Below are 20,099 nucleotides of genomic sequence, written 5' to 3'. Positions count from 1 at the left end.
CGGCGGGCTCCCGCCGGCGGGGTTTTTCATTTTAGGTTAACCACAATGATCAACCACGATTCGATGGCACTTTTTCGCCACACTCAAGAGTATATGTTAAGGGTAATTGGGGGGCGGGTCGGTGAGTATCCCTTAACCATCCCGCCTTAGGTAAGCGTTTCCTCTCTCTTCCGCCGGACGGGCCGCAAGAGGGTATCTGAGTAAACGCTCGTCGACGGGGTGGGCTGCATTTGCTGTCTGTTTTCGCGCGCCAATCGGTTTCGGGTTGGAAGGCTGGATGCCAGTACGGGCTGGCAGCTCTGCTGCTGCTGCTTGGTGCCGGGACGGTGCATGATGCGGCGGCCCTCAACGAGACCAAGACCCTCTCCTTCCACCACACCCATTCCAGCGAAGATCTGACGGTCACCTTCAAGCGCGAAGGCCGCTACGACGAAGACGCGCTGAAAAAGCTCAACCACTTCCTGCGCGATTGGCGCACCCAGGACGAGACGGTCATGGACCGTCGGCTGTTCGATATCCTCTGGGAAGTCTATCGCGACGTCGACGGCAAGCAGCCGATCCAGATCGTCTCGTCGTACCGGTCCCCGGCCACCAACTCGATGCTGCGCCGGCGCTCGGCGCATTCCGGGGTGGCCCGCCACAGCCAGCACATGCTCGGCCATGCGATGGACTTCTACATTCCCGGCGTGCCGCTCGAGCAGATCCGTTTCGCCGGCCTGCGCCTGCAGCGCGGCGGCGTCGGCTTCTATCCGACCTCCGGCTCACCCTTCGTGCATCTCGACACCGGCAACATCCGCCACTGGCCGCGCATGACCGCCGACCAGCTCGCCCGCGTATTCCCGGACGGCAAGACCGTGCACGTTCCGACCAATGGTGTGCCGCTGAAGGGCTATGAGCTCGCCAAGGCCGAGATCGAGAAGCGCGGCAACGGCGACGACGCCTCGGGCGGCAAGCCCAGCCTGTTCGCGCGGCTGTTCCGCGGACGCCCAACCGAGGATGACGAGGAAGCGTCGGAGACCGAGACGAAGCCGGTGCAGACCGCGGCGCTCGCGGCGAAGCCGGCGGACACCAAGTCGACGGCCCGCGGCAAGATCACCAATGCCCTGCAGCTCGCTTCGGCCGATTCGCAGGGGGCGCAGCCGGTAGCGGCCAAGTCGGAAGCCAAGTCCGAGGCCAAGTCGGATGCGAAGCCGGAGACCACGAGCGCGATCGCCGGCGGGGCACGTGAGGGTGCGCCGCAGAGCGTCGCCGACATCATCAACGCGCGCGGCTTCTGGGGCGATAATCCGAGCACGCCCAAGCAGGCGACGCCCGAACAGGTCGCCGCGATCAACGCCCGCCGGGCCCTGTCGACGATCGAGCCGTCGCAGACGGCCAGCCTGATGGAGGCAATGGCCTTCGCTCCGCCGCCCTCCTCCGTCGATCGTAGCAATGCCGCGACTGCTCCGATTCCCGTGCGCAACCCGCGCCCCGCGACTCGCAGTGCGGCCCCTGCCCAGGAAACGGCCGCGCCGGCCGCCAAGAACGGCCAGGGCCAGGATGGCCTGATCACGATGTCGACGCGGATCACGGCCGCCAAGGGACCGGATTCGACCTGGATGCGGGCGATCATGCTGACGCCGAGCGCGTCGTCGTCGATGTCGGTCACCAAGATGGGCGATGCCGACCTGACGGTGATGCGCAGCTTCTTCGTCAAGCCGCAGGTGGCGCTGGTCCTCAGCTTCGCCGCCGATCCGACGCCGGGACTGAGCTACGACCAGTTCAGCGGGCCTGCGATCATCAAGCTCGAGACCCGAAGCTTCACGATGCGCGCCGCCGCGTTGCGCTGAGCAGGCTGGCGCCTCCTACGACACGACCTCACAACGCAAATGCCCCCGGCGGTTGATTTCGGGGGCATCGAACGTCCTCGGACGCGGGGGGCGTGGCGGCTCAGATCATCCCGAGCGCCTGCATATACGTCTCGAGGATGCTTTCCTCCTCCTGGCGCTCGTTCGGATCCTGCTTGCGCAGCCGGATGATGGTGCGCAGCGCCTTCACGTCGAAGCCGTTGCCCTTGCTCTCGGCGTAGACGTCCTTGATGTCCTCGGAGATCGCCTTCTTCTCCTCCTCCAGCCGTTCGATGCGCTCGATGATCGACTTGAGCTGATCTACGGCAAAGCGGGTCGCGGGCGAGTCGTCGTCCTTCGCGGCAGCGGAGGTGGCCATCTGATACTCCTGAGTGGAACTCGTGTGTCCTGTGAAGGCGCCGGTGAGGCGCGCGTGCTCGGCGCGACCCTCAAATCTGGCGTGCCCTGCGTCAAGCTGACATCGCCCTCATCCACAGAGCGCCCACATCTTGTTGGGCACGACGAGCAGCGCGGCCACATCATCGGCCACGCTGCTTGCCTTTTGTGCGTGTCCCGGACAGCAGCCCGATTCGCAGGCCGCCAGCCTGGACTGGAGGGCTCAGTGGCCCGGATGCACCTTCTTCATCGTCTCGATCTGCTCGGCGCTGGCCTCGCGCTGATACTTCGCCTTCCATTCCTCATAGGGCATGCCGTAGACGGCCTCGCGGCTCTCATCCTTTGTCAGGGCAGCTCCCTTGGCGTCGGCTGCGTCCTTCAGCCAGTTGGAGAGGCAGTTGCGGCAGAACCCGGCCAGATTCATCAGGTCGATGTTCTGAACGTCGGTTCTCGTCCGCAGGTGCTCGACGAGCCTGCGGAAAGCGGCCGCTTCGAGCTCGGTTCTGGTCGTGGTGTCCATCGTCGTCTCTTTCGTTCCCTGTTCCGCGCCATGGCGGATGTCTGCTATAGGATGCGGCATCGTCGCAGGTTTGGCCATATCGCACGGGCGAGACGCGCGATCGCATCCGCCGTTGCCACGATGTCGCCTTGCCGTTGACAGCCGCAGCCGAGTCACGCGACATCATCCAACGTTTGATATAGCGTCGCGCAATGATCGCCAAAACCTCCTCCCTCTTGCATCGCATTCCCCGCCGCCCCGGTTTCGGACTGCTTTCGCTGCTTGGGCTGGCCGCGCTGTGTCTGTCCTCCAGCCCGGCGGCAGCCGACTTCCGGCTGTGCAACAACACCTCGAGCCGGGTCGGGATCGCCCTCGGCTACAAGGATGCCGAAGGCTGGACCACCGAAGGCTGGTGGAACGTATCATCTCGCAGCTGCGAAACCTTGCTAAAGGGCACGCTGGTGGCGCGCTATTACTACATCTACGCGCTCGACTATGACCGCGGCGGCGAATGGTCGGGCCAGGCGTTCATGTGCTCGCGGGACAAGGAATTCACCATCAAGGGCACCGACAACTGCCTCGCCCGCGGCTTCGACCGGACCGGCTTCTTCGAGGTCGACACCGGCGACCAGCGCGCCTGGACGGTGCAGCTGACCGAGGCCAACGAGCAGCCGGCGCAGCAGCGCGTTCCCGGCATTCCGGGCACCTTGGGGCCCGGGGGCAATGTGCCGGGTCTGCCCAATGGACCGCAGGGAACGCCGCCCGCGGGCTCGCCGGGGCTAGCGCCGAAACCATGAGGCGGCTGCGACGCATCAAGATCCTCGCCACGCTCGGTCCGGCATCGTCGGACAGCGCGATGATTCGCAAGCTGTTCGAGGCCGGCGCCGACATCTTCCGGATCAACATGAGCCACACCCCGCACGACAAGCTGCGGGAGATGGTGGCGACGATCCGCAGCGTCGAATCCAGCTACGGCCGGCCGATCGGCATTCTGGTCGATCTGCAGGGGCCGAAACTTCGGGTCGGCACGTTTGCCGACGGGCCGGTGCAGCTGAACAACGGCCAGAGCTTCGTGCTCGATTCCGACAAGACGCCCGGCGATGCGACCCGGGTCCATCTGCCCCACCCGGAGATCCTGGCCGCGCTGCAGCCCGGTCACGCGCTGCTGCTGGACGACGGCAAGGTGCGGCTGATCGCCGAGGAGACCTCGCCGACCCGCGCCGTCACGCGGGTAGTGATCGGCGGCAGGATGTCCGACCGCAAGGGCGTCAGCCTTCCCGACACCGACCTTCCGGTCTCGGCGATGACGCCGAAGGATCGCGCCGATCTCGACGCGGCGCTCAACACCGGCGTCGACTGGATCGCACTGTCCTTCGTGCAGCGCGCCGACGACGTGCTCGAGGCGAAGAAGATCATCCGCGGCCGCGCCGCCGTGATGTCCAAGATCGAGAAGCCGCAGGCGATCGACCGTCTCAATGACATCGTCGACGTCTCCGACGCGCTGATGGTGGCGCGCGGCGATCTTGGCGTCGAGCTGCCGCTGGAGCGTGTGCCCGGGCTGCAGAAGCAAATGACGCGGCTGGCCCGCCGCGCCGGCAAGCCGGTGGTGGTTGCGACGCAGATGCTGGAATCGATGATCCAGTCGCCGGTCCCGACCCGCGCGGAAGTCTCCGACGTCGCCACCGCGGTCTATGAGGGCGCCGATGCGATCATGCTGTCGGCGGAGTCGGCGGCCGGCAAGTTTCCGGTCGAGGCGGTCGCGACCATGAATCGGATCGGCGAGGAGGTCGAACGCGACGCCGTGTACCGGTCGGTCATCGCGGCCCAGCGCCCCGAGCCCGAATCCACCGCCGGCGATGCCATCGCCGAGGCCGCGCGACGGATCGCCGAGACCCTCGACCTGCCCGCCATCATTTGCTGGACATCGTCCGGCTCCACCGCCGTCCGCGTCGCGCGCGAACGGCCGAAGCCGCCGGTGGTCGCGATCACGCCCAATCTGGCGACCGGCCGCAGGCTGTCGGTGGTCTGGGGCGTGCATTGCGTAGTGGCGGAGGATGCCCGCGACCAGGACGACATGGTCGAACGTGCCGGCTCGATCGCGTTCCGCGACGGCTTCGTGCGCGCCGGCCAGCGCGTCATCGTGGTGGCCGGCGTTCCGCTCGGCACACCCGGCACCACCAACATGGTGCGCATCGCCTATGTCGGACCGTCCAGCGAAGCCAATCTCTGAGCTCATCAGAGCTGATCTGTCCGCGGATCAGTCGGTGCTGCTGCCCCGTTTCAGGCCCGCGGTCGATGCCGCGGCCGCAGCGCGCGGCGTGATCCGGCAGGCCAGGATGTCGATGCCGTCGACGGCTGGAATGCGCTCACAATGCTGTGGATCGTCGATCCCGAGATCGTATTCCGCGAGTGCCTCGAGCCGTGGCGGATTGTCGTCCCGGTACTTGGAAAAATACAACGCCCACACGCCGCCGGGCAGCGGGTCGGACAGGCCGGCACGAATGCGGCGGTCGCGCACGCCGCCCGGGACGATCGGAACGACCACTTCGGACAGCTGATAAACGCGCGAGCCTTCCGGCAGCAACGGGACGATGTATCCGAGCGGCTTATGCAGCAGCAGGAACGTGGCCGGCCGTTGCAGCGCCTGCGCGAGCTGCGCCCGGTACGGATCCGACCAGGGCCGCCGCATCCAGTCGGTCGGCATGGACGTCAGCGCGATGAGAAGCGCCACGGCGATGACGGCGCCCTGCACCCGCATTGATGCCGCGCCCGGCGAGACCGGCTCGCGCCAGGCTTCGATCAGGCGCAGGAGCAGCAGCACGATCAACGGCGCCGACACCAATTCCAGCGGCATCAGATAGCGCTGAATCGAGAAGGTCAGCAGCCATAGGACGTAGCTGACCCAGAAGAAGATGATGAGACGCCGATCGCGCAGCGGCAGCACCTCGCGCTTCTGCCAGAGGCCGGTGACCACCAGCGCGATCAGCAGCACGATGAGGGTGGCGAAGCGTGGATCGCGAAACGGCTCTTCCGAGGACGGATGTTTGCCGATCACCCAGTAGAACGGATAGGCGAGCGCATCCAGCAGGCCCTGCGGCATGAAGCGCGTGTCGGCGATCGAGACCAGCGGCGCTTCGGGCGACCGGAAGATGCTGTTGTAGAACGGATAAAGCGGACTGCCGAAATCGCGCGCCATCTTCAGCGCCCATGGTCCCGCCGTGACGATCCCGGCCAGCGCACTGCCGCCGGCAAAGCCGGTCATGGCGCGCAACGGCTGCGCGACCAGCAGCAGCGACACGCCGGCCCCGACCAGGAAGATCGCGTTGGTGAGCTTCAGTCCGGTGGCCGTACCGATCAGCAATCCGGCGAGCACGAGGCGTCGCCCACGCTGCTCATCATCGCTGAACATCAGCCCGATCGCGGCGAGGATCGGCATCGCGGTGAGGATGTCGGCGAAGCTGGTGCCGATTTCGGACAGCGCCATGGGGCTGAGCGCGGCGATCACGACGACGGCGGTGAGCGTGGCGGCGTTGGCCATGCGCCCGAGCAGCATCCGCGCGACCCACCACACGAGGGCGAGCGTGAGCCCGTGCAGCGCGCCGAGCGCCATCCCCCACCAGGGCGCAGCGAGCCCGTGGCGGACAACGTAGGGCAAAACATAGATCAGCGGATTGAGGTAGCTCTGGAAGCCGCCAGGCGCGACGTCTACATCGAAGCGGCCATGCAGCAGCGCGTAGCCGGCATATTCGTGATAGTTCTGCCAATCCCAGTTGATGTCCTCGCCGGCGACGTAGGCATAGATGGCGCCAGCGACCACCGATCCGGCGATCACGAGCGGCGTCGCCAATTGTTTGCGTGCGAGGGCCATGGATGCGGGAGCAGCGCCTGGAATCGGGAGCGACGGCGGCCGTCCGGGCGCCGCACTCGACCATGGCGGCCAGGCATGAATCCTTGCTTAAGCGTCGCGGCGACGCCTAGGCGCCGACTAGGCTCTTCACCGGCAACACGGCCTGCACGACGAGGCCGCGGGCGCGGGCATCCATCACGCCGACCGCGCGCAACGCCAGCAGTGTGACGGCCTGAACGGTGTCACGGAGCTTGGCGGGATCCTCGTGGATATCGGTCGCGAGCGGTCCGACCAGCGCCTCGTGCAGCGCGCCGAGCAAGGCCGTTGCCGCCAACTGGGTATCCTGCGCCGGCAGATGGCCGGCGCGGACGGCGGCATCGATCCGGGAGGCAATCTCGCCGACGATCTCGCGACGGCTGGCGATGCGCGACGCGGTGACGTCGACATCGACCGGCTCGGCCAGGATGCCCCAGGCGAGCTTGCGCTGGGACAGGACGTGGACGGCGACCGTCGAGACGGCGGCAGCCAGGGCCGAGGACGGCCCCGGCGCCGCATCGGCGGCGCGCCGGACGGCGGCGAGCTCGTCGCGCGACACCTCGGCGATCAGCTCCGAGATCAGGTCGGCTTTCGAGGGAAAGTAGCGGTACACGGTGCCGGCCGCGACATTGGCGCGGACCGCCACGGGGGCGATCTGGACGGCCGACATGCCGCCCTCGGCAGCGGCGTCACGCGCGGCGGCCAGAATGGCGCTGCGGCGCGCGGCGAGCCGTTTCACGACCTGGTGGGTTCGCCGGTAGACCATGGCGTTTCTCGTCCCGGACGCATGTCGTCCAGGAAGGACCTGGCGAATGCTGGTTCAGTCTTTTTTGGAGGAAGGTCCTCGCAAATCTCGGGAAGAACTGAACACCTGTTCAGAGCACAACACAAGAGCGTTGTTGCGCAGGTGCCGAAGCCCAGCCCTCAAGCCGCGGCGGGGACCGCGTGGACGTCCGCTGGCTGCCGCCGCCACCATCCGCCCGCCCGGGCCAGAACGAGGCCGCCGACGATCAGGTTCGACGCCAGGCCAAGAGGAATTCCGCTGACCATGAAGGTGATCTGCAGCGCGGCGCTGCCGCCGAGCGCCGGCAGCTCATAGCGGCGGAAGCCTTCGCTGAGGCCGATCCGCACCAGCCAGGCCACCGCGATCGCCTGCACCATCATGTCGTACATGAACAGATAGGGCGTCGTGAGCAGCAGCCCGACAGCCAGCGCCGCGGCCTTGAGCGCGTAGCGGACCGGGCTCCGCCACACGATCACCAGCACCACGGCGACCGCCGCGGTGAACACCCATTGCACGGTCCAGCCCAGCGCTTCGGAGCCGCCGAAATAGCGCACCATGGAAAACAGGCTCTGCAGCTTCCACCAGGTCGCCTTGCCCTCGGTCAGGAACGCCTGCGAGAACGCCGGCATCCAGTGCACGAAGGCCTGCCAGCTCTCCAGCCCGAAGGCGAGCCAGGACACCAGCGCCAGCAGCACGGCGGTGATGCTCGCGGAGGCGAACACAGTCCAGCGCTGGCTTGCGATCAGGACGATCGGAAACAGCAGGCCATATTGCGGCTTGTAGGTCAGCAGCCCGAGACAGATCCCGGCCAGCACCGGCCGCACCGGCAGCAGATACAAGGTGCCGCCGACGAGGGCCGCGGTGAGGCATCCGTTCTGCCCAACCAAGGTGTTCGAGAACAGCGCCGGAAAGCCCGCCGCGAGCAGCAGGCCGAAGCTCCGCCCGACGATGGCCCGCATCACCAGCGCGAATGGGATGAAGCTCGCATAAGCCCAGGAGGCAAAGGCGATGACGTAGGGAAATTGCGCGAGCAACGCCGCGACGAACAGGAACGGCGGCGGATAGTGCCAGGCGAAATAGCCCGGGAAATCCTGCCCCAGCAGATCGAGCTCGATCCGACGCTGCACGTCCCAGTCCCAGGCAAGCGCCGGATGGCCCTGCAGCGCCAGCTTGCCGGCCGCCCAGACGTTGACGAAGTCGGTGGGGATGCCGAGCCCGTCGGCGCCCCAGATCCAGACGCCGGACAGCAGCCCTGCCGGAAAGAACGTCGCATTGATGCAGGCGAGCGCGAAGCACACTGCGAACAGGCTGGACGGAATGGCACGACGCATCGATGGCGTCGCGGCAGCATCAGAAGTGTGGGCCATCGGCACCTCGCCCGGCGCCCGGACAGGCGCACACCTCGTCGAGAGATAGGCGCCGACGCTTGAAGAAGGCTTAAGCGAGAGCTCGGCCGCGCTCAGAAGGCGCGGCTGTAGCCGAGCTGGAGGCCATAGGTGAGCGTGTTCTGGCTTGCGGCATTGGCGCTGATCATCGCCGCAGAGCCCGGGGCGAGCTCGTAGCGCAGGCCGGCTTGGCCCTCGACCCAGTTCCGGCTCAGGCGCGGGCCCGATCCGGACAGGCCGCAGAACGCCGTGAGCGGCGCGGCGCCGGTGCAATCGGCCGCCAGCAGCGAGCCTTGCACGACAGGCGCGTCGTTACCGAGATGAATTGCCCAGGCGAGCCCGCCGAAGACAGTGATCCGCTCGGTCAGCGCGCCGCGCAGCTGCGTGCCGACGCGCAACGTGGTCGCCGACGCGTTGAACGCCGAGACCATCGCCGGGAACGGGCCGCCGCTTTCGACGAAGCCGCCGACGCGCGCGTTGACGTAGGACAGCTGCGCGAACGGGGTCACCGTGGTCTTGGCGCCCGGCACCGGCAGCGCCCAGCCGACCCGCGCCATCGCGCCGGCCGAGCTGGCATGGGTGGTGCCCTGCGATCCCGCCAACGTGGTGCCGTTCAGATAGCCGCGGGTCAGCGTCAGCTCGGGATAGAGAGAAGCCACCGCCATCGCCAGGAACTGAAATCCGCTGTCCGGGCGATGCGCGACATAGGCGCCGAAGGTCGCGCCCGGCGCATCGAAACGGCCGCCATAGCCGAGGCCATTGCGCAGTCCGGCCACGCCGACGCTGACACCGATCGAGGTCGACGGCGCGAGCGCGCGCGCCAGGCCGAAGGTGCCCGACATCTCGGTGCCGCTGCTACCGTAGCTCGCATTGCCAGCCACCAGCCCATAGGCGAAGCCGCACCATTGCGACGCCTCGCCGCCTGCCGTCTTGGCACAACGATAGTGGTCCGCAGCTGTCGCCAGCGCGCCCATCGCCGCGTCAGCAGCGGTGACGCCCTGGTTGGCGATGACGCCCAGGCTTGCGAGCGAGCCCTGCTGCTCGCGCACGCTGGTGATGCCGCCGGAGGTCGGCGGCGACGACGTCGAGCCCCGATCGAGCTTGATCAGGAAGAGGTCCCGCGTGCTGTCAGCATCGTTGCGCGTGCCGTTGCCGAGGATGAGGACTTGCGACGACGAATTGCTCGTGGACACCACGATCCCGGTCGCCTCGGTCAGCGTCACGTTGCTCGTGCCGACGCCGAGGCTCGCCAGGATCGAGGCCAGCGTGGCGCCCGAAGATGACTGGCCGTCGGCGGAGACCGACCAGTAGACCGCCTGCGAGCACGATCCGCTGCTGCTCGCCGTGCAGGCGTATTCGACGCGGCCGACCACGTTGTTGCCGGAGGCATCGACCGCATTGGCGACAGCGCCGATGCGGCCGAGATTGTCGGCATCGGTCGGCGCGACCGTGGCGAGTTGCAGGGTTGAATGCGTCGCCCAATTGTCGGTCGTGCCCCAGCGCACCGCCTCGAAATTGCTGGCCGTGTTGCCGAGCCAGCCGACAGCGACGCTCGCGGTGGCGATACTGCTCGTTCCCGCGTTGAGCGCCCGCGCCTCGCCATAGGCGTAGGTCGTCGAGCTGTTGTTCAGCGGCGTCATGCCGAGCTGGGTCATCGTGCCGGAGGCAAGCGTCCAGACGAACGGCTTGGGCTGCCAGATCGTCGTGTAGTCGCCGAAGCCGCTGGTGTCCGACAGCAACAGGCCTGAGCCGCGCGCGAGGTTGACGTCGTTGGTGAAGCCGCCACGCGGGAACAGTCCGTACCAGCCGACGACCGTGCCGTTCTCGGTCACCGCCTTGCCCGAGCTTGCCGGAGCGTTGACAGGATCCGGCGTCGGGCCGAGCAGCTGCACCGAGTTGGTGGAGAGATTCCAGATCGCGGCCTGCATCGTGCTGGTGCCGGTCAGGATGTCGTGCGGCCAGCTCGAACCGAACTGCAGGCTGCCGCTCCATCCGGTGGCATAGGCCGCGGCCGGGCTGACGCCGTAGGTGGCGCCATCGGTGTCGGCGCCGTGCAGCGGCAGTTGCGTCGGCGTCACGCCGGCGAAGGCACCGGCGGTGGTCGCCTGCCAGATGTAGGGGTAGATGTCGTAGTTGGCTTGGCTGCCATCGGCGCCGAGCACAACGCCGACGACGGTCCTTCCGGCCGCGTCGACGCCAGTGGCCGCGCCGCTGACGAAATTGCTGAGCCGCGCCGTGGGCAGAGCGAGCTCGGTGACGGCTCCCGAGTCGAGTCCGCCGCTCGCGGTGTTGGGCGTCCAGACGATCGGCACCTCGATCGCGCTGACGCGCAGATAGGGCGTCTCACAGATCTTGCCGGCACTGCCGACCGCGAGCCCCGACGCGCTCACCCCCGTGCCGTAAATGTAGGAACCGAAGCAGCTGCTGCCGGTCGCGTGGGTCGCCTCGCCGAAATAGCTCGACGTGAAAGGACCCGCTGCAGCGGTATCGAAAACGCCCTGCGCGGCAGCATCACGGCCGCCAAACACGGCCAAACCGACGCAAGACAACAGCAAGACCCCGCACGCCGGACGGCGTGCCGCACCCAAAATCATCATCATCCGAATACCCAGCCCTTAGGTATTCGTTAACAACGACAATGGGTTGCAGACAACGAAAAGCCCGGCTGCGAACCGGGCCTGTCGTCTCAATCTCTTGATGTCCTGTGTCGCGGGGCACGTCGCGCGCCCCGCTGACATGATCGGCCTTACGCCTGGGGCTGCGGCTCCAGGCCGGGATCCGGATCGGGCCGCGGACGCGGCTTGCCGGCGGGCGGCACGGCCGATGCGCGCGGCGTCGAGGGCTCGATCGCCGATTCGCGGTTCGGCTTCTTGCCCTTGAGCAGGTCAAGAATCTCCTCGCCGGTCAGCGTCTCATACTCGAGCAACGCCTGGGCAATCGCCTCCCAATCATCGTGCTTCTCGGTGATGATGCGGCGCGCCTCAAGTTCGCCGGCCTCGATCAGGCCGCGGATTTCCGAGTCGATGAGGCGGGCGGTGTCGTCCGAGATGTTGGTCGAACGCGCCACCGAATGACCCAGGAACACCTCCTGCTCATTGCTCTGGTAGCGGACGCGGCCGAGCTTGTCCGACATGCCCCATTCCATCACCATCGCGCGGGCGAGGTTGGTGGCCTGCTGGATGTCGCCGGTGGCCCCGTTGGTCACCTTCTCGGCGCCGAACTTCTGCACCTCGGCCTCGCGGCCGCCGAACATCATCGCGAGCTTCGACACGCACCATTCGCGGGTGTGCGAGTGGCGGTCGGCCTCGGGCAATGACTGCACCATGCCGAGCGCACGGCCGCGCGGGATGATGGTGGCCTTGTGGATCGGGTCGTGGCTCGGGACATTGAGGCCGACGATCGCATGGCCCGCCTCGTGATAGGCGGTCAGCATCTTTTCTTCCTCGGTCATCACCATCGAGCGGCGCTCGGCGCCCATCAGCACCTTGTCCTTGGCCTCCTCGAACTCGGCCTGCGTCACCATCCGCTTATTGCGACGAGCGGCGGTCAGCGCGGCCTCGTTGACGAGGTTCATGAGGTCGGCGCCGGAGAAGCCGGGCGTGCCGCGGGCAATGGTCTTGAGGTTGACGTCCGGCGCGAGCGGCACCTTGCGGACGTGGACCTTGAGGATCTGCTCGCGGCCCATGATGTCGGGATTGGACACGACAACCTGACGATCGAAGCGGCCGGGACGCATCAGGGCCGGATCGAGCACGTCGGGACGGTTGGTCGCGGCGATCAGGATGACGCCTTCATTGGCCTCGAAGCCGTCCATCTCGACCAGCAGCTGGTTGAGGGTCTGCTCGCGCTCGTCATTGCCGCCGCCGAGGCCGGCGCCACGATGGCGGCCGACGGCGTCGATTTCGTCGATGAAGATAATGCAGGGCGCGTTCTTCTTGGCCTGCTCGAACATGTCGCGGACGCGGCTGGCGCCGACGCCGACGAACATCTCGACGAAGTCCGACCCGGAGATGGTGAAGAACGGCACGTTGGCTTCGCCGGCGACGGCGCGCGCGATCAGGGTCTTGCCGGTGCCGGGAGGGCCGACCAGCAGCACACCGCGCGGGATGCGGCCGCCGAGCCGCTGGAATTTGCCGGGGTCGCGCAGGAATTCGACGATCTCCTGCAGGTCCTGCTTGGCCTCGTCGACGCCGGCGACGTCTTCGAAGGTGACGCGGCCATGCGCTTCCGTCAGCATCTTGGCGCGCGACTTGCCGAAGCCCATCGCCTTGCCGGCGCCGCCCTGCATCTGGCGTGACAGGAAGATCCAGACGCCGATCAGCGCGATGAACGGGAGCCAGGACACCAGCAACGACACGAACCACGGCACGTTATCGCCGGGCGGTTTGGCCTGGATGTTGACCTTGGCGTCGTAGAGCCGCTTCACGAGGTTCGGATCGCTCGGCGCGTAGGTCTGGAACGAGGAGCCGTTCTTGAAGGTGCCGTGGATCTCCGGTCCCTGGATCACGACGTCCTTCACATTGCCCGCATCGACATCGCTCAGCAGCTGCGAGAACGTGATGTCTTGGGACGACGCGCGTTGGCCAGGATTCTGGAAGAGCGTGAACAGCGCCAATAGCAACAGGACAATAATGACCCAAAGGGCGAAATTGCGCAGATTGGCGTTCATCGATTTTCCTTCGTGGTCGCGCGGATCGCGGCCGTCTGTCCTCGGACTCATCCCTAGGTAGCCACGAGGGAATCCCCCGGTCGACCATTTCGTAATCTAGGTACCACTCGCAGCGATGCCAAGGGAACCAGACAGGACTATTTATCGCATCCTAGCCTGATTCCTGCTCAAAAAATGGCTAGCGAAAGCATCGCCGATGCAGGTGGTTAAGGCTCCGCGAAGGGTGTCGGCCGCATCATCTGCCGCGCGATCGCCGGGGCGGCGCGGGCGTGATGCGGAGCGAGCCCTTCGTCAGGCTTACCAGTGCACCGGCAAGGGTCTGTTTTAGCCTGCCGGGCACGGCTGTACCACCATCCGCCATCCCCGCAAGACTCCGGTCCAGCCGCTCCAGCAGGGCTTCGGCCTTGCCGAGTTCCACTGGCCCTTCGGTGCCGACACGATCAATGGCGCGCATCAACAGCCGCAGCCGGAGTTCCGCAGGGAGTGCGGCAAAGGCGCGCGGCTGGAACATCTGCCCCGCTTCTGCTTGCCCTGTCTCCTCCGCGGCGGACCGCCGCGCGAGATACTGCTCGGCGCCATCCGCCATCAGCTCGATGGCCGCGTTGGCCCGCCGCAGCCGAGCGGCCAGCGTCACCAGGGTGCGCGCGTCGCCACCCTCGGCCGCCAGCGCCGGCAGCAGCGCGCGCAGCCGTGGCCGGGTGAAGGCGTGATCACGATTGGTCGGATCATCAGCGCAAGGCAGGCCGGCGGATTGCAGCGTGGCGACCAGCCTCAGCTTCGGGATGTCGAGCAACGGGCGTGCGAGCAGCAGCCCGTGACGGTGGCTGACCGGCGCCATGGCCGCGAGACCAACGATGCCGCTGCCGCGCAACAATCTCATCAGGACAGTCTCGGCCTGATCATCGCGGGTATGCGCGGTCAACACATGGCTGGCGCCGGCCCGATGAGCCGCGCCCGCCAGCAGCCGGTAGCGCGCCAGGCGTGCCGCTTCGGGGATTCCGGTCTGAGGCTTGTCGCCGCTCCAGCGCAATGTCTGATGCGCGAGACCGATCTGGCGCGCGACGTCCTTGACCATCTGCGCCTCGCGCCGTGAGTCGCGGCGGAGGCCATGATCGACGGTCACGGCGAGCAGACGGGGACCGTCGTCGCGGGCTCTGCGCCAGCGGGCGGCCAGCCACATCAAGGCCATCGAATCCGGGCCGCCGGACACCGCGAGCACGAACGCACTGCTGCCGGCGAACGGCGCGAACAGGCGCTCCGCTTCGCCAACGGAAATCGGCAGTTGGTCTTCGGATCGACCGTTGGACATGGCGCGTGAGACTAGCGGCGTTGCCGATCCCGCGCGAGAGCCTATGCGATCCGCCCGCTCAGCACTTCACCCGCTTCTGCTCGCGGTCGACGGTCGTCTTCACGCCGGCTGACGCACGCGGATATTTGCGCGAGATCTCGCCGAATGCCGCACAGGCGGCTTCCTTTTCCTTCAAGGCGGCGAGCGACTGGCCGAGACGCAGCAGCGCGTCCGGCGCTTTCGACGACTTCTCGTGCTTGGTCGTCACGGCCAGGAACACTTCGGCCGCCTCGCGATATTGCTGGCGTTGATAGAAGCTCTCGCCGAGCCAGTACTTCGCGTCGCCGATCATCGGATCGTTCGGAAATTTCTGCGTGAAGTTCCGCATCGTCTGCTCGGCAAGCGCATAGTCGCGGCGCTGCATGTAGCCGATGCCGAGATCGTACTCGTCGCGTGGCGTCTGCGTCGGCGGCGCGGTGTCGAGTCCTGCGGCTGCCGGCGGCGCGGGGTCGACGCGGGCACCCGCACCGGGCCGGGCCACCGGCTGCCCACCGGGCTGCATCGGCAGCTGCCCGCCGCCGAGCGCCTGCGGTGCGCCGGGCGCATTCGGGTTCTGGTTTGGATCGAACGCATCACCGCGGCGGCGGGTGCCCTGCCCTGCCGCCGGCGGATCCAGCGCGATCGGGGCAGCGGGCGCGGCCTGCGGTTGCGCGTAGGTTGGCGGCTGTTGCGGATAGGCCTGCTGCTGCTGACCATATTGCGGCTGACCGTAAGCCGGCTGGCCCGGTTGCCCATAGGCCGGAGCGGTCTGCGGCGGTGGCGCCGCCGCCGTGGCCGGCGGGGCTACGGAGGCTGCCGGCTGCGCTCCGTTCTGCTGCAACTGACGCAGCCGCTCCTCGAGCTGCCGGTTGCGGTATTGCAGTTCCTCGTTCTGGCCGGTGAGCTGCCGAAGCTGATTTTCCAACCGCTGGATCCGGATCTCCGGATCATCGTCGGTCTGGGCGAGCGCCCGCGACGACAAGGCCTGACACGAGAAAACGACGAGCGCTGCGACAATCGCGGCGACGCTCCTGGGGAGAAATGACAAAGACATGCTGTCCTGACGACCGGATCGACGAACGGTGAAAACGGGCCCTGCGGGCGAAGGCTGTACGTCAGAATCGGATTAGCGACAAATGACGTTCAAGCGAAGACGAAAAGATGAAGCCGGCGTCGATCACCGACGCCGGCTTCATGAACAGCTATCCGTTCAGATTTATGAACTGGCGTTCAGCACCGTCACCGCACGGCGGTTCTGCGACCAGCACGAGATATCGTTGCACACCGCCACCGGCCGCTCCTTGCCGTAGGAGATCGTGCGCATGCGGCCCTGGTCGATGCCGCGCGAGGCCAGGAAGTTGCGCACAGACTGCGCACGGCGCGCGCCGAGGGCAATGTTGTACTCGCGGGTGCCGCGCTCGTCGGCGTGGCCCTCAACGGTGAAGCTGTAGCGCGGATAGGTCTGCAGCCACTGCGCCTGCTTCTCCAGCGTCGCGATTGCCTGCGGCGTGAGGTCGGTCTGATCGCTTTCGAAGAACACGCGGTCTCCGACGTTGACGACGAAGTCCTGCTGGCTGCCTGGAGTCGCAGCGCTGGCCATCGCACCATCGGCCCCGGTGAGATTCTTGTTGGCACAGGCGCCCATCGACAGCGCGACGGCGAGTACGGCGGCCAACTTCAATCCCTGGAGGATACGCATCTGATATTTCATTCCCGGAGCCTCCACGCTCACGTTCTCAACTGCCATCCGGTCTACAGGGCGATGGTTAAGCGAACGTTCCGTCAACCTTGATGGGGGGTTGTCGAACCCCGTCAAATGCTAACGAAACCCGAAAAAGCGACCGCGATGGTTAATGGGTTGTAAATGTGGCGCCAGGGTGAAGGCAAGCGTCCGGGCGCCGGGAACACGGGAGTTTGCGCGCAATTCGTCATATTTTTAGTTCGAAAGTGGCAGTCTGGTCGCGTGGACATGTGGCGGCTAGGTGCGAATCAGCGTGCGAATCAGCCCGCTTTGAGCGTCGCGACGAGTCCCGGCCCCCGCCGCTCGAACAGCATGCGCCGTTCGAACGCCGTCGACCGCATCATCGGGTATCGTTCGAACACCTTCTCGCGCATCTGCGGGAAGTCCGCCGCCATCAGCCCGACCGGCTTCAATAACCCGGGATAGAGCCGCGGCGGGGCGATCGTCTCATGCAGGAACACGCGACGATAGAACGCCTGATGCTCGGGACGAACGATTGCGAGCCCGAGATCCGCCTTGAAGTATTCGCAGGCGAGATAGGCGAGGCGAACCGTCACATAGGGAAGCTCGGGCAGGCGACGCGCCGGATCGGGATCTGCGACGAAACGTGAGGGATCGACCAGAACCTCGCCGCGCTCCAGATGCGGAAGCACGACATCGCCGAAGGTCTCTGAAGAACTCGACTGGCGCCACTCGGATGTCAGCACGCTGATGCGGACCGAACTGTAGAGAATGTCGTTGATATAAACGCCAAACACCCAGGAATTCGGCAGGTCATCGAGATGATCCGTCACGCGTTCATCCGCGGAGGCGACGATGTTTCCTTCGCGCAGATACGCGCGATATCTCAGATTGTAGATCTCTTCCTTGTCTTCAGCTGTCTGCGCCAAGCGGTAGTCGACGCGCTCAAGCAGACTCAAACCGAACTTACGAACCGGGCCTCGCGCCTCAGTCGCACCACGCATTGGAAACCTCTACCAACACAACTTTTCCGAGCATTAAGAAGCTTAACAGCTCGTTAATTGGCGCGCAAAGCATTCGAGGCTACACAGTTAACAGTACGTAGTTTTGCGGGATACAACCAATCTATTGAGAGAATACATCTATCTGGCTGGACTTTGCGTGCTGGCGGCCAGAACGAGCCGTCTTGATTAAGGACGGACTTGACCGACCGCGGGACAGCCGTCCGAATGCGGCACCTGCTACGCAGGGTTGCGCTTCGTTCGAGGCGGCGTTGCCACCGGCAGACGAAGCGTCAGGCGATCGAGCGGGCTGGGAGAACGCCCGCCGCCGCGTCGTCACCCCTGCGCCCATGCGACGCATTCAAGAGCTGTCGGATGCGGACGGCAGGCACGGGACGGCTGAACAGATACCCCTGCGCCTCTGTCACCGTGCCATCAGCGCTCACGAGCTCGAGCTGCTCGTTGGTCTCGATGCCTTCGACCACGACCGACATGCCGAGATCGGCCGACAGCCGCGCAACGCCCCTTAGCAGCGTGAGCGGACGGTCGTTGTCGATGCCCTCAAGGAACGAGCGATCGATCTTCACCTTCTCCAGCGGGAAGTTATGCAGATAGCTGAGGCTCGAATAGCCGGTGCCGAAATCGTCGAGCGAGATCCGCACGCCGAGCATGTGCAGCTGCGACAACACGTCGTGGGTCAACTGGGTGTTGCGCAGCAACGAGGACTCGGTGATCTCAATCTCGAGACGGTGCGGCGGCAGGCCGGAGACCTCGAGCGCATAGCGGACCTCGCTGAGGACGTCGCGCTGATGGAACTGCTGGGGCGAGAAGTTGACGGCGACGCTCACCGCGTCCGGCCACTTCATGCATTCCAGGCAGGCCTTGCGCAGGATCCAGCGACCGAGATCCACGATCAGGCCCATGTCCTCGGCGACCGGGATGATGTCGACCGGTGAGACCGTGCCGCGCACTGGATGATTCCAACGCAGCAACGCCTCGCAGGTCGAGATCTTGCCCGATTTCAGATTGACCAGCGGCTGATAGAACAGCTCGAACTCCTCGTTCGCCAGCGCCTTGCGCAGGTCGAGCTCGAGGATGCGCCGGGCCTCGACGGTCTGGGCAAGCTCGTCGCGGAAGAAGCAGAAGGTGCCGCGTCCCTCTGCCTTGGCGCGATACAGCGCCATGTCGGCGTTCTTCAGCAGTGTGTCGGCGCTGATGCCCGGCGCGGTCATGGCGATGCCGACGCTGGCGCCGATCTCGACCAGATGATTGTCGATCTTGTAGCGCTCGCTCAGCTGGTCGACAATGCGCCTTGCCAGCACGGCGGCGTCGTCGTTGGAGCGGATGTTGCGCTGGAACACGACGAATTCATCACCGCCGAAGCGGGCGACGAAGTCTTCCGGCCGCAGCATGTCGCGCAGCCGCTCGGAGACCGCGCAGAGCAGTTGATCGCCGCAGGGATGACCGAGCGTGTCATTGACCTGTTTGAAACGGTCGAGATCGACGAACAGCAGCGCCGACAACTCGCCGTTGCGTTGTGGAATCCTGAGCAGGCGTTCGATCTCGTCCCGGAAGCTGACACGATTTGGCAGGGCGGTGAGCTCGTCATAACGGGCGAGATGCGAAATCCGCGCTTCCGCGTGCCGGCGCTCCGTGATGTCCTCGAGCAGCACCACCGCGCCTCCGTCCGCCATCGGCTGGAAGGTCCAGGACAGCGAACAGTCGCGTATGACGTCAGGATCACTCGTGATGATGTTGTGCGCCTTCGTATGTTCGATCTCGGCAAGGATCATCCGGGCGTTCGATGCGGAGATGGCTCCGGTGATGACGCAGGCGTTGATGATGTCGGCGGCCTTGCTGCCTCGCCGGATCTTGTCGTCCGACAGCCCCATCATCATGCGAAAGCGATGGTTCATCACGGCAAGCCGGCCGTCGGCGCGAAACATGCACAGTCCGTGCGGCATGTTGTTGAGCGCGGTGTCGAACTGATTGGCCAGTGCGGCCTCGCGGAAGCTCGACGTCAGGGCCTTGACGAAGATCGCGTGCAGCGAAAGGTTGATCTCTTTCAGGCCAAAGAAGAATAGTACGAGCAGGATGGCTAGCCCGACGTAGTAGAAATCGCCATTCAGCGCCAGCGCCAGCGACATCGGCCCGCACGCCATGACGATGTGCTGCTGAACGATCCGTGGCCGGCCGTAATTCCGCGCAGCTGCCCCGGCCGTATAGCCGATGGTCACGGCAACGCACAGCATGTGCGCGACTGCGTCAGTACTTCCGTAGATCGTGATGAAGCACCAGCCGCCGAGCGCCATCGCATAGCCCATCGCGGCTCGGGCATAGCGCGGCTCGAGATCCTTGGCCTCGGCGATGCTGAGGATCGCGGCGCGCCCCTCGTAGCGGCGCATCTGAAACGCGCGGGCGGTGCCGATCGCCGCAATCAGGAAGGCGCAGGGCCAGAGCAGCACGCTGCCGGTCTTGAGCGCGGTCAGTGCCGCGGCCACTGTCGCACAGATGGACCCCAGCATGATCGGCCAGAAGTTTTGTAGCATCGAGTCGATGAGAGCCGCATAGAGTGCGAGCTCCTGTTCATCACGATGATCCGCGTTTTCTTGATCGACGAGTTGCAT

General features: G+C 66.0%; 15 protein-coding genes. 3 read left to right on the top strand and 12 right to left on the bottom strand.

Going from position 1 to position 20,099, the window contains the following annotated elements; all coding sequences use genetic code 11:
* Positions 1–230 precede the first annotated feature (230 nt).
* A complete protein-coding gene (locus ACQR1I_RS03440) occupies positions 231–1,829 on the top strand; it encodes a DUF882 domain-containing protein (RefSeq protein ID WP_434865768.1) in 1,599 nt (532 codons plus the stop codon).
* A gap of 100 nt (positions 1,830–1,929) precedes the next feature.
* Here the strand turns inward: ACQR1I_RS03440 and ACQR1I_RS03435 are convergent, their stop codons facing one another.
* Together ACQR1I_RS03435 and ACQR1I_RS03430 are read right to left on the bottom strand one after the other, a co-directional pair.
* Positions 1,930–2,205 (bottom strand): DUF2312 domain-containing protein, encoded by a 276-nt coding sequence (locus tag ACQR1I_RS03435; RefSeq protein ID WP_008961835.1) that lies wholly within the window; start codon positions 2,203–2,205, stop codon positions 1,930–1,932.
* Positions 2,206–2,445: 240 nt separating this feature from the next.
* Positions 2,446–2,742 carry a DUF1244 domain-containing protein gene (locus tag ACQR1I_RS03430; RefSeq protein WP_434865767.1) on the bottom strand — a complete coding sequence of 99 codons (297 nt, stop codon included), beginning with the start codon at positions 2,740–2,742 and terminating at the stop codon, positions 2,446–2,448.
* Positions 2,743–2,933: 191 nt separating this feature from the next.
* On the opposite strand from ACQR1I_RS03430, the gene ACQR1I_RS03425 reads away from it, so the two are divergent.
* Both ACQR1I_RS03425 and pyk read left to right on the top strand, forming a co-directional pair.
* Positions 2,934–3,518: a DUF1036 domain-containing protein gene (locus tag ACQR1I_RS03425; RefSeq protein WP_434865766.1), complete on the top strand. Its 585-nt coding sequence runs from the start codon at positions 2,934–2,936 to the stop codon at positions 3,516–3,518.
* Entirely contained in the window at positions 3,515–4,951 is a 1,437-nt protein-coding gene (pyk, locus tag ACQR1I_RS03420; RefSeq protein ID WP_434865765.1) for a pyruvate kinase, read from the top strand. Before ACQR1I_RS03425 ends, pyk begins: the two co-directional genes overlap by 4 nt.
* A 27-nt stretch (positions 4,952–4,978) precedes the next feature.
* Here pyk and ACQR1I_RS03415 read toward each other — a convergent pair whose 3' ends face one another.
* The 10 genes from ACQR1I_RS03415 to ACQR1I_RS03370 all read right to left on the bottom strand — a co-directional run bounded on the left by ACQR1I_RS03415 (position 4,979) and on the right by ACQR1I_RS03370 (position 20,099).
* The gene (locus ACQR1I_RS03415; RefSeq protein WP_434865764.1) at positions 4,979–6,589 is read right to left on the bottom strand and encodes a glycosyltransferase family 87 protein; all 1,611 of its coding nucleotides are present in this window, start codon (positions 6,587–6,589) and stop codon (positions 4,979–4,981) included.
* A gap of 106 nt (positions 6,590–6,695) precedes the next feature.
* Complete coding sequence (locus tag ACQR1I_RS03410) at positions 6,696–7,370, bottom strand: TetR/AcrR family transcriptional regulator (RefSeq protein WP_434865763.1); 675 nt, start codon at positions 7,368–7,370, stop codon at positions 6,696–6,698.
* Between the two features lie 158 nt (positions 7,371–7,528).
* A complete protein-coding gene (locus ACQR1I_RS03405) occupies positions 7,529–8,755 on the bottom strand; it encodes a glycosyltransferase family 87 protein (RefSeq protein WP_434888702.1) in 1,227 nt (408 codons plus the stop codon).
* Positions 8,756–8,847: 92 nt separating this feature from the next.
* The gene (locus tag ACQR1I_RS03400; protein ID WP_434865761.1) at positions 8,848–11,301 is read right to left on the bottom strand and encodes an autotransporter outer membrane beta-barrel domain-containing protein; all 2,454 of its coding nucleotides are present in this window, start codon (positions 11,299–11,301) and stop codon (positions 8,848–8,850) included.
* A 218-nt stretch (positions 11,302–11,519) separates the two neighbouring features.
* The gene (gene ftsH, locus ACQR1I_RS03395) at positions 11,520–13,442 is read right to left on the bottom strand and encodes an ATP-dependent zinc metalloprotease FtsH (protein WP_434865760.1); all 1,923 of its coding nucleotides are present in this window, start codon (positions 13,440–13,442) and stop codon (positions 11,520–11,522) included.
* 235 nt (positions 13,443–13,677) lie between these two features.
* A complete protein-coding gene (gene tilS, locus ACQR1I_RS03390) occupies positions 13,678–14,751 on the bottom strand; it encodes a tRNA lysidine(34) synthetase TilS (protein ID WP_434865759.1) in 1,074 nt (357 codons plus the stop codon).
* A gap of 58 nt (positions 14,752–14,809) precedes the next feature.
* Positions 14,810–15,823 (bottom strand): tol-pal system protein YbgF, encoded by a 1,014-nt coding sequence (ybgF, locus tag ACQR1I_RS03385; RefSeq protein ID WP_434865758.1) that lies wholly within the window; start codon positions 15,821–15,823, stop codon positions 14,810–14,812.
* A 162-nt stretch (positions 15,824–15,985) separates the two neighbouring features.
* Positions 15,986–16,480 carry a peptidoglycan-associated lipoprotein Pal gene (gene pal, locus ACQR1I_RS03380; protein WP_434865757.1) on the bottom strand — a complete coding sequence of 165 codons (495 nt, stop codon included), beginning with the start codon at positions 16,478–16,480 and terminating at the stop codon, positions 15,986–15,988.
* 290 nt (positions 16,481–16,770) lie between these two features.
* Positions 16,771–17,475 carry an N-acyl amino acid synthase FeeM domain-containing protein gene (locus tag ACQR1I_RS03375; RefSeq protein WP_434865756.1) on the bottom strand — a complete coding sequence of 235 codons (705 nt, stop codon included), beginning with the start codon at positions 17,473–17,475 and terminating at the stop codon, positions 16,771–16,773.
* Between the two features lie 290 nt (positions 17,476–17,765).
* Positions 17,766–20,099 carry a putative bifunctional diguanylate cyclase/phosphodiesterase gene (locus ACQR1I_RS03370; RefSeq protein ID WP_434865755.1) on the bottom strand — a complete coding sequence of 778 codons (2,334 nt, stop codon included), beginning with the start codon at positions 20,097–20,099 and terminating at the stop codon, positions 17,766–17,768.

The sequence above is a fragment of the Bradyrhizobium sp. HKCCYLS2038 genome (genome assembly GCF_051167655.1).
GTDB lineage: Bacteria > Pseudomonadota > Alphaproteobacteria > Rhizobiales > Xanthobacteraceae > Bradyrhizobium.
The sequence above is the reverse complement of the archived record's forward strand: the minus strand, read 5'-3'. Positions and strand labels throughout refer to the sequence as shown.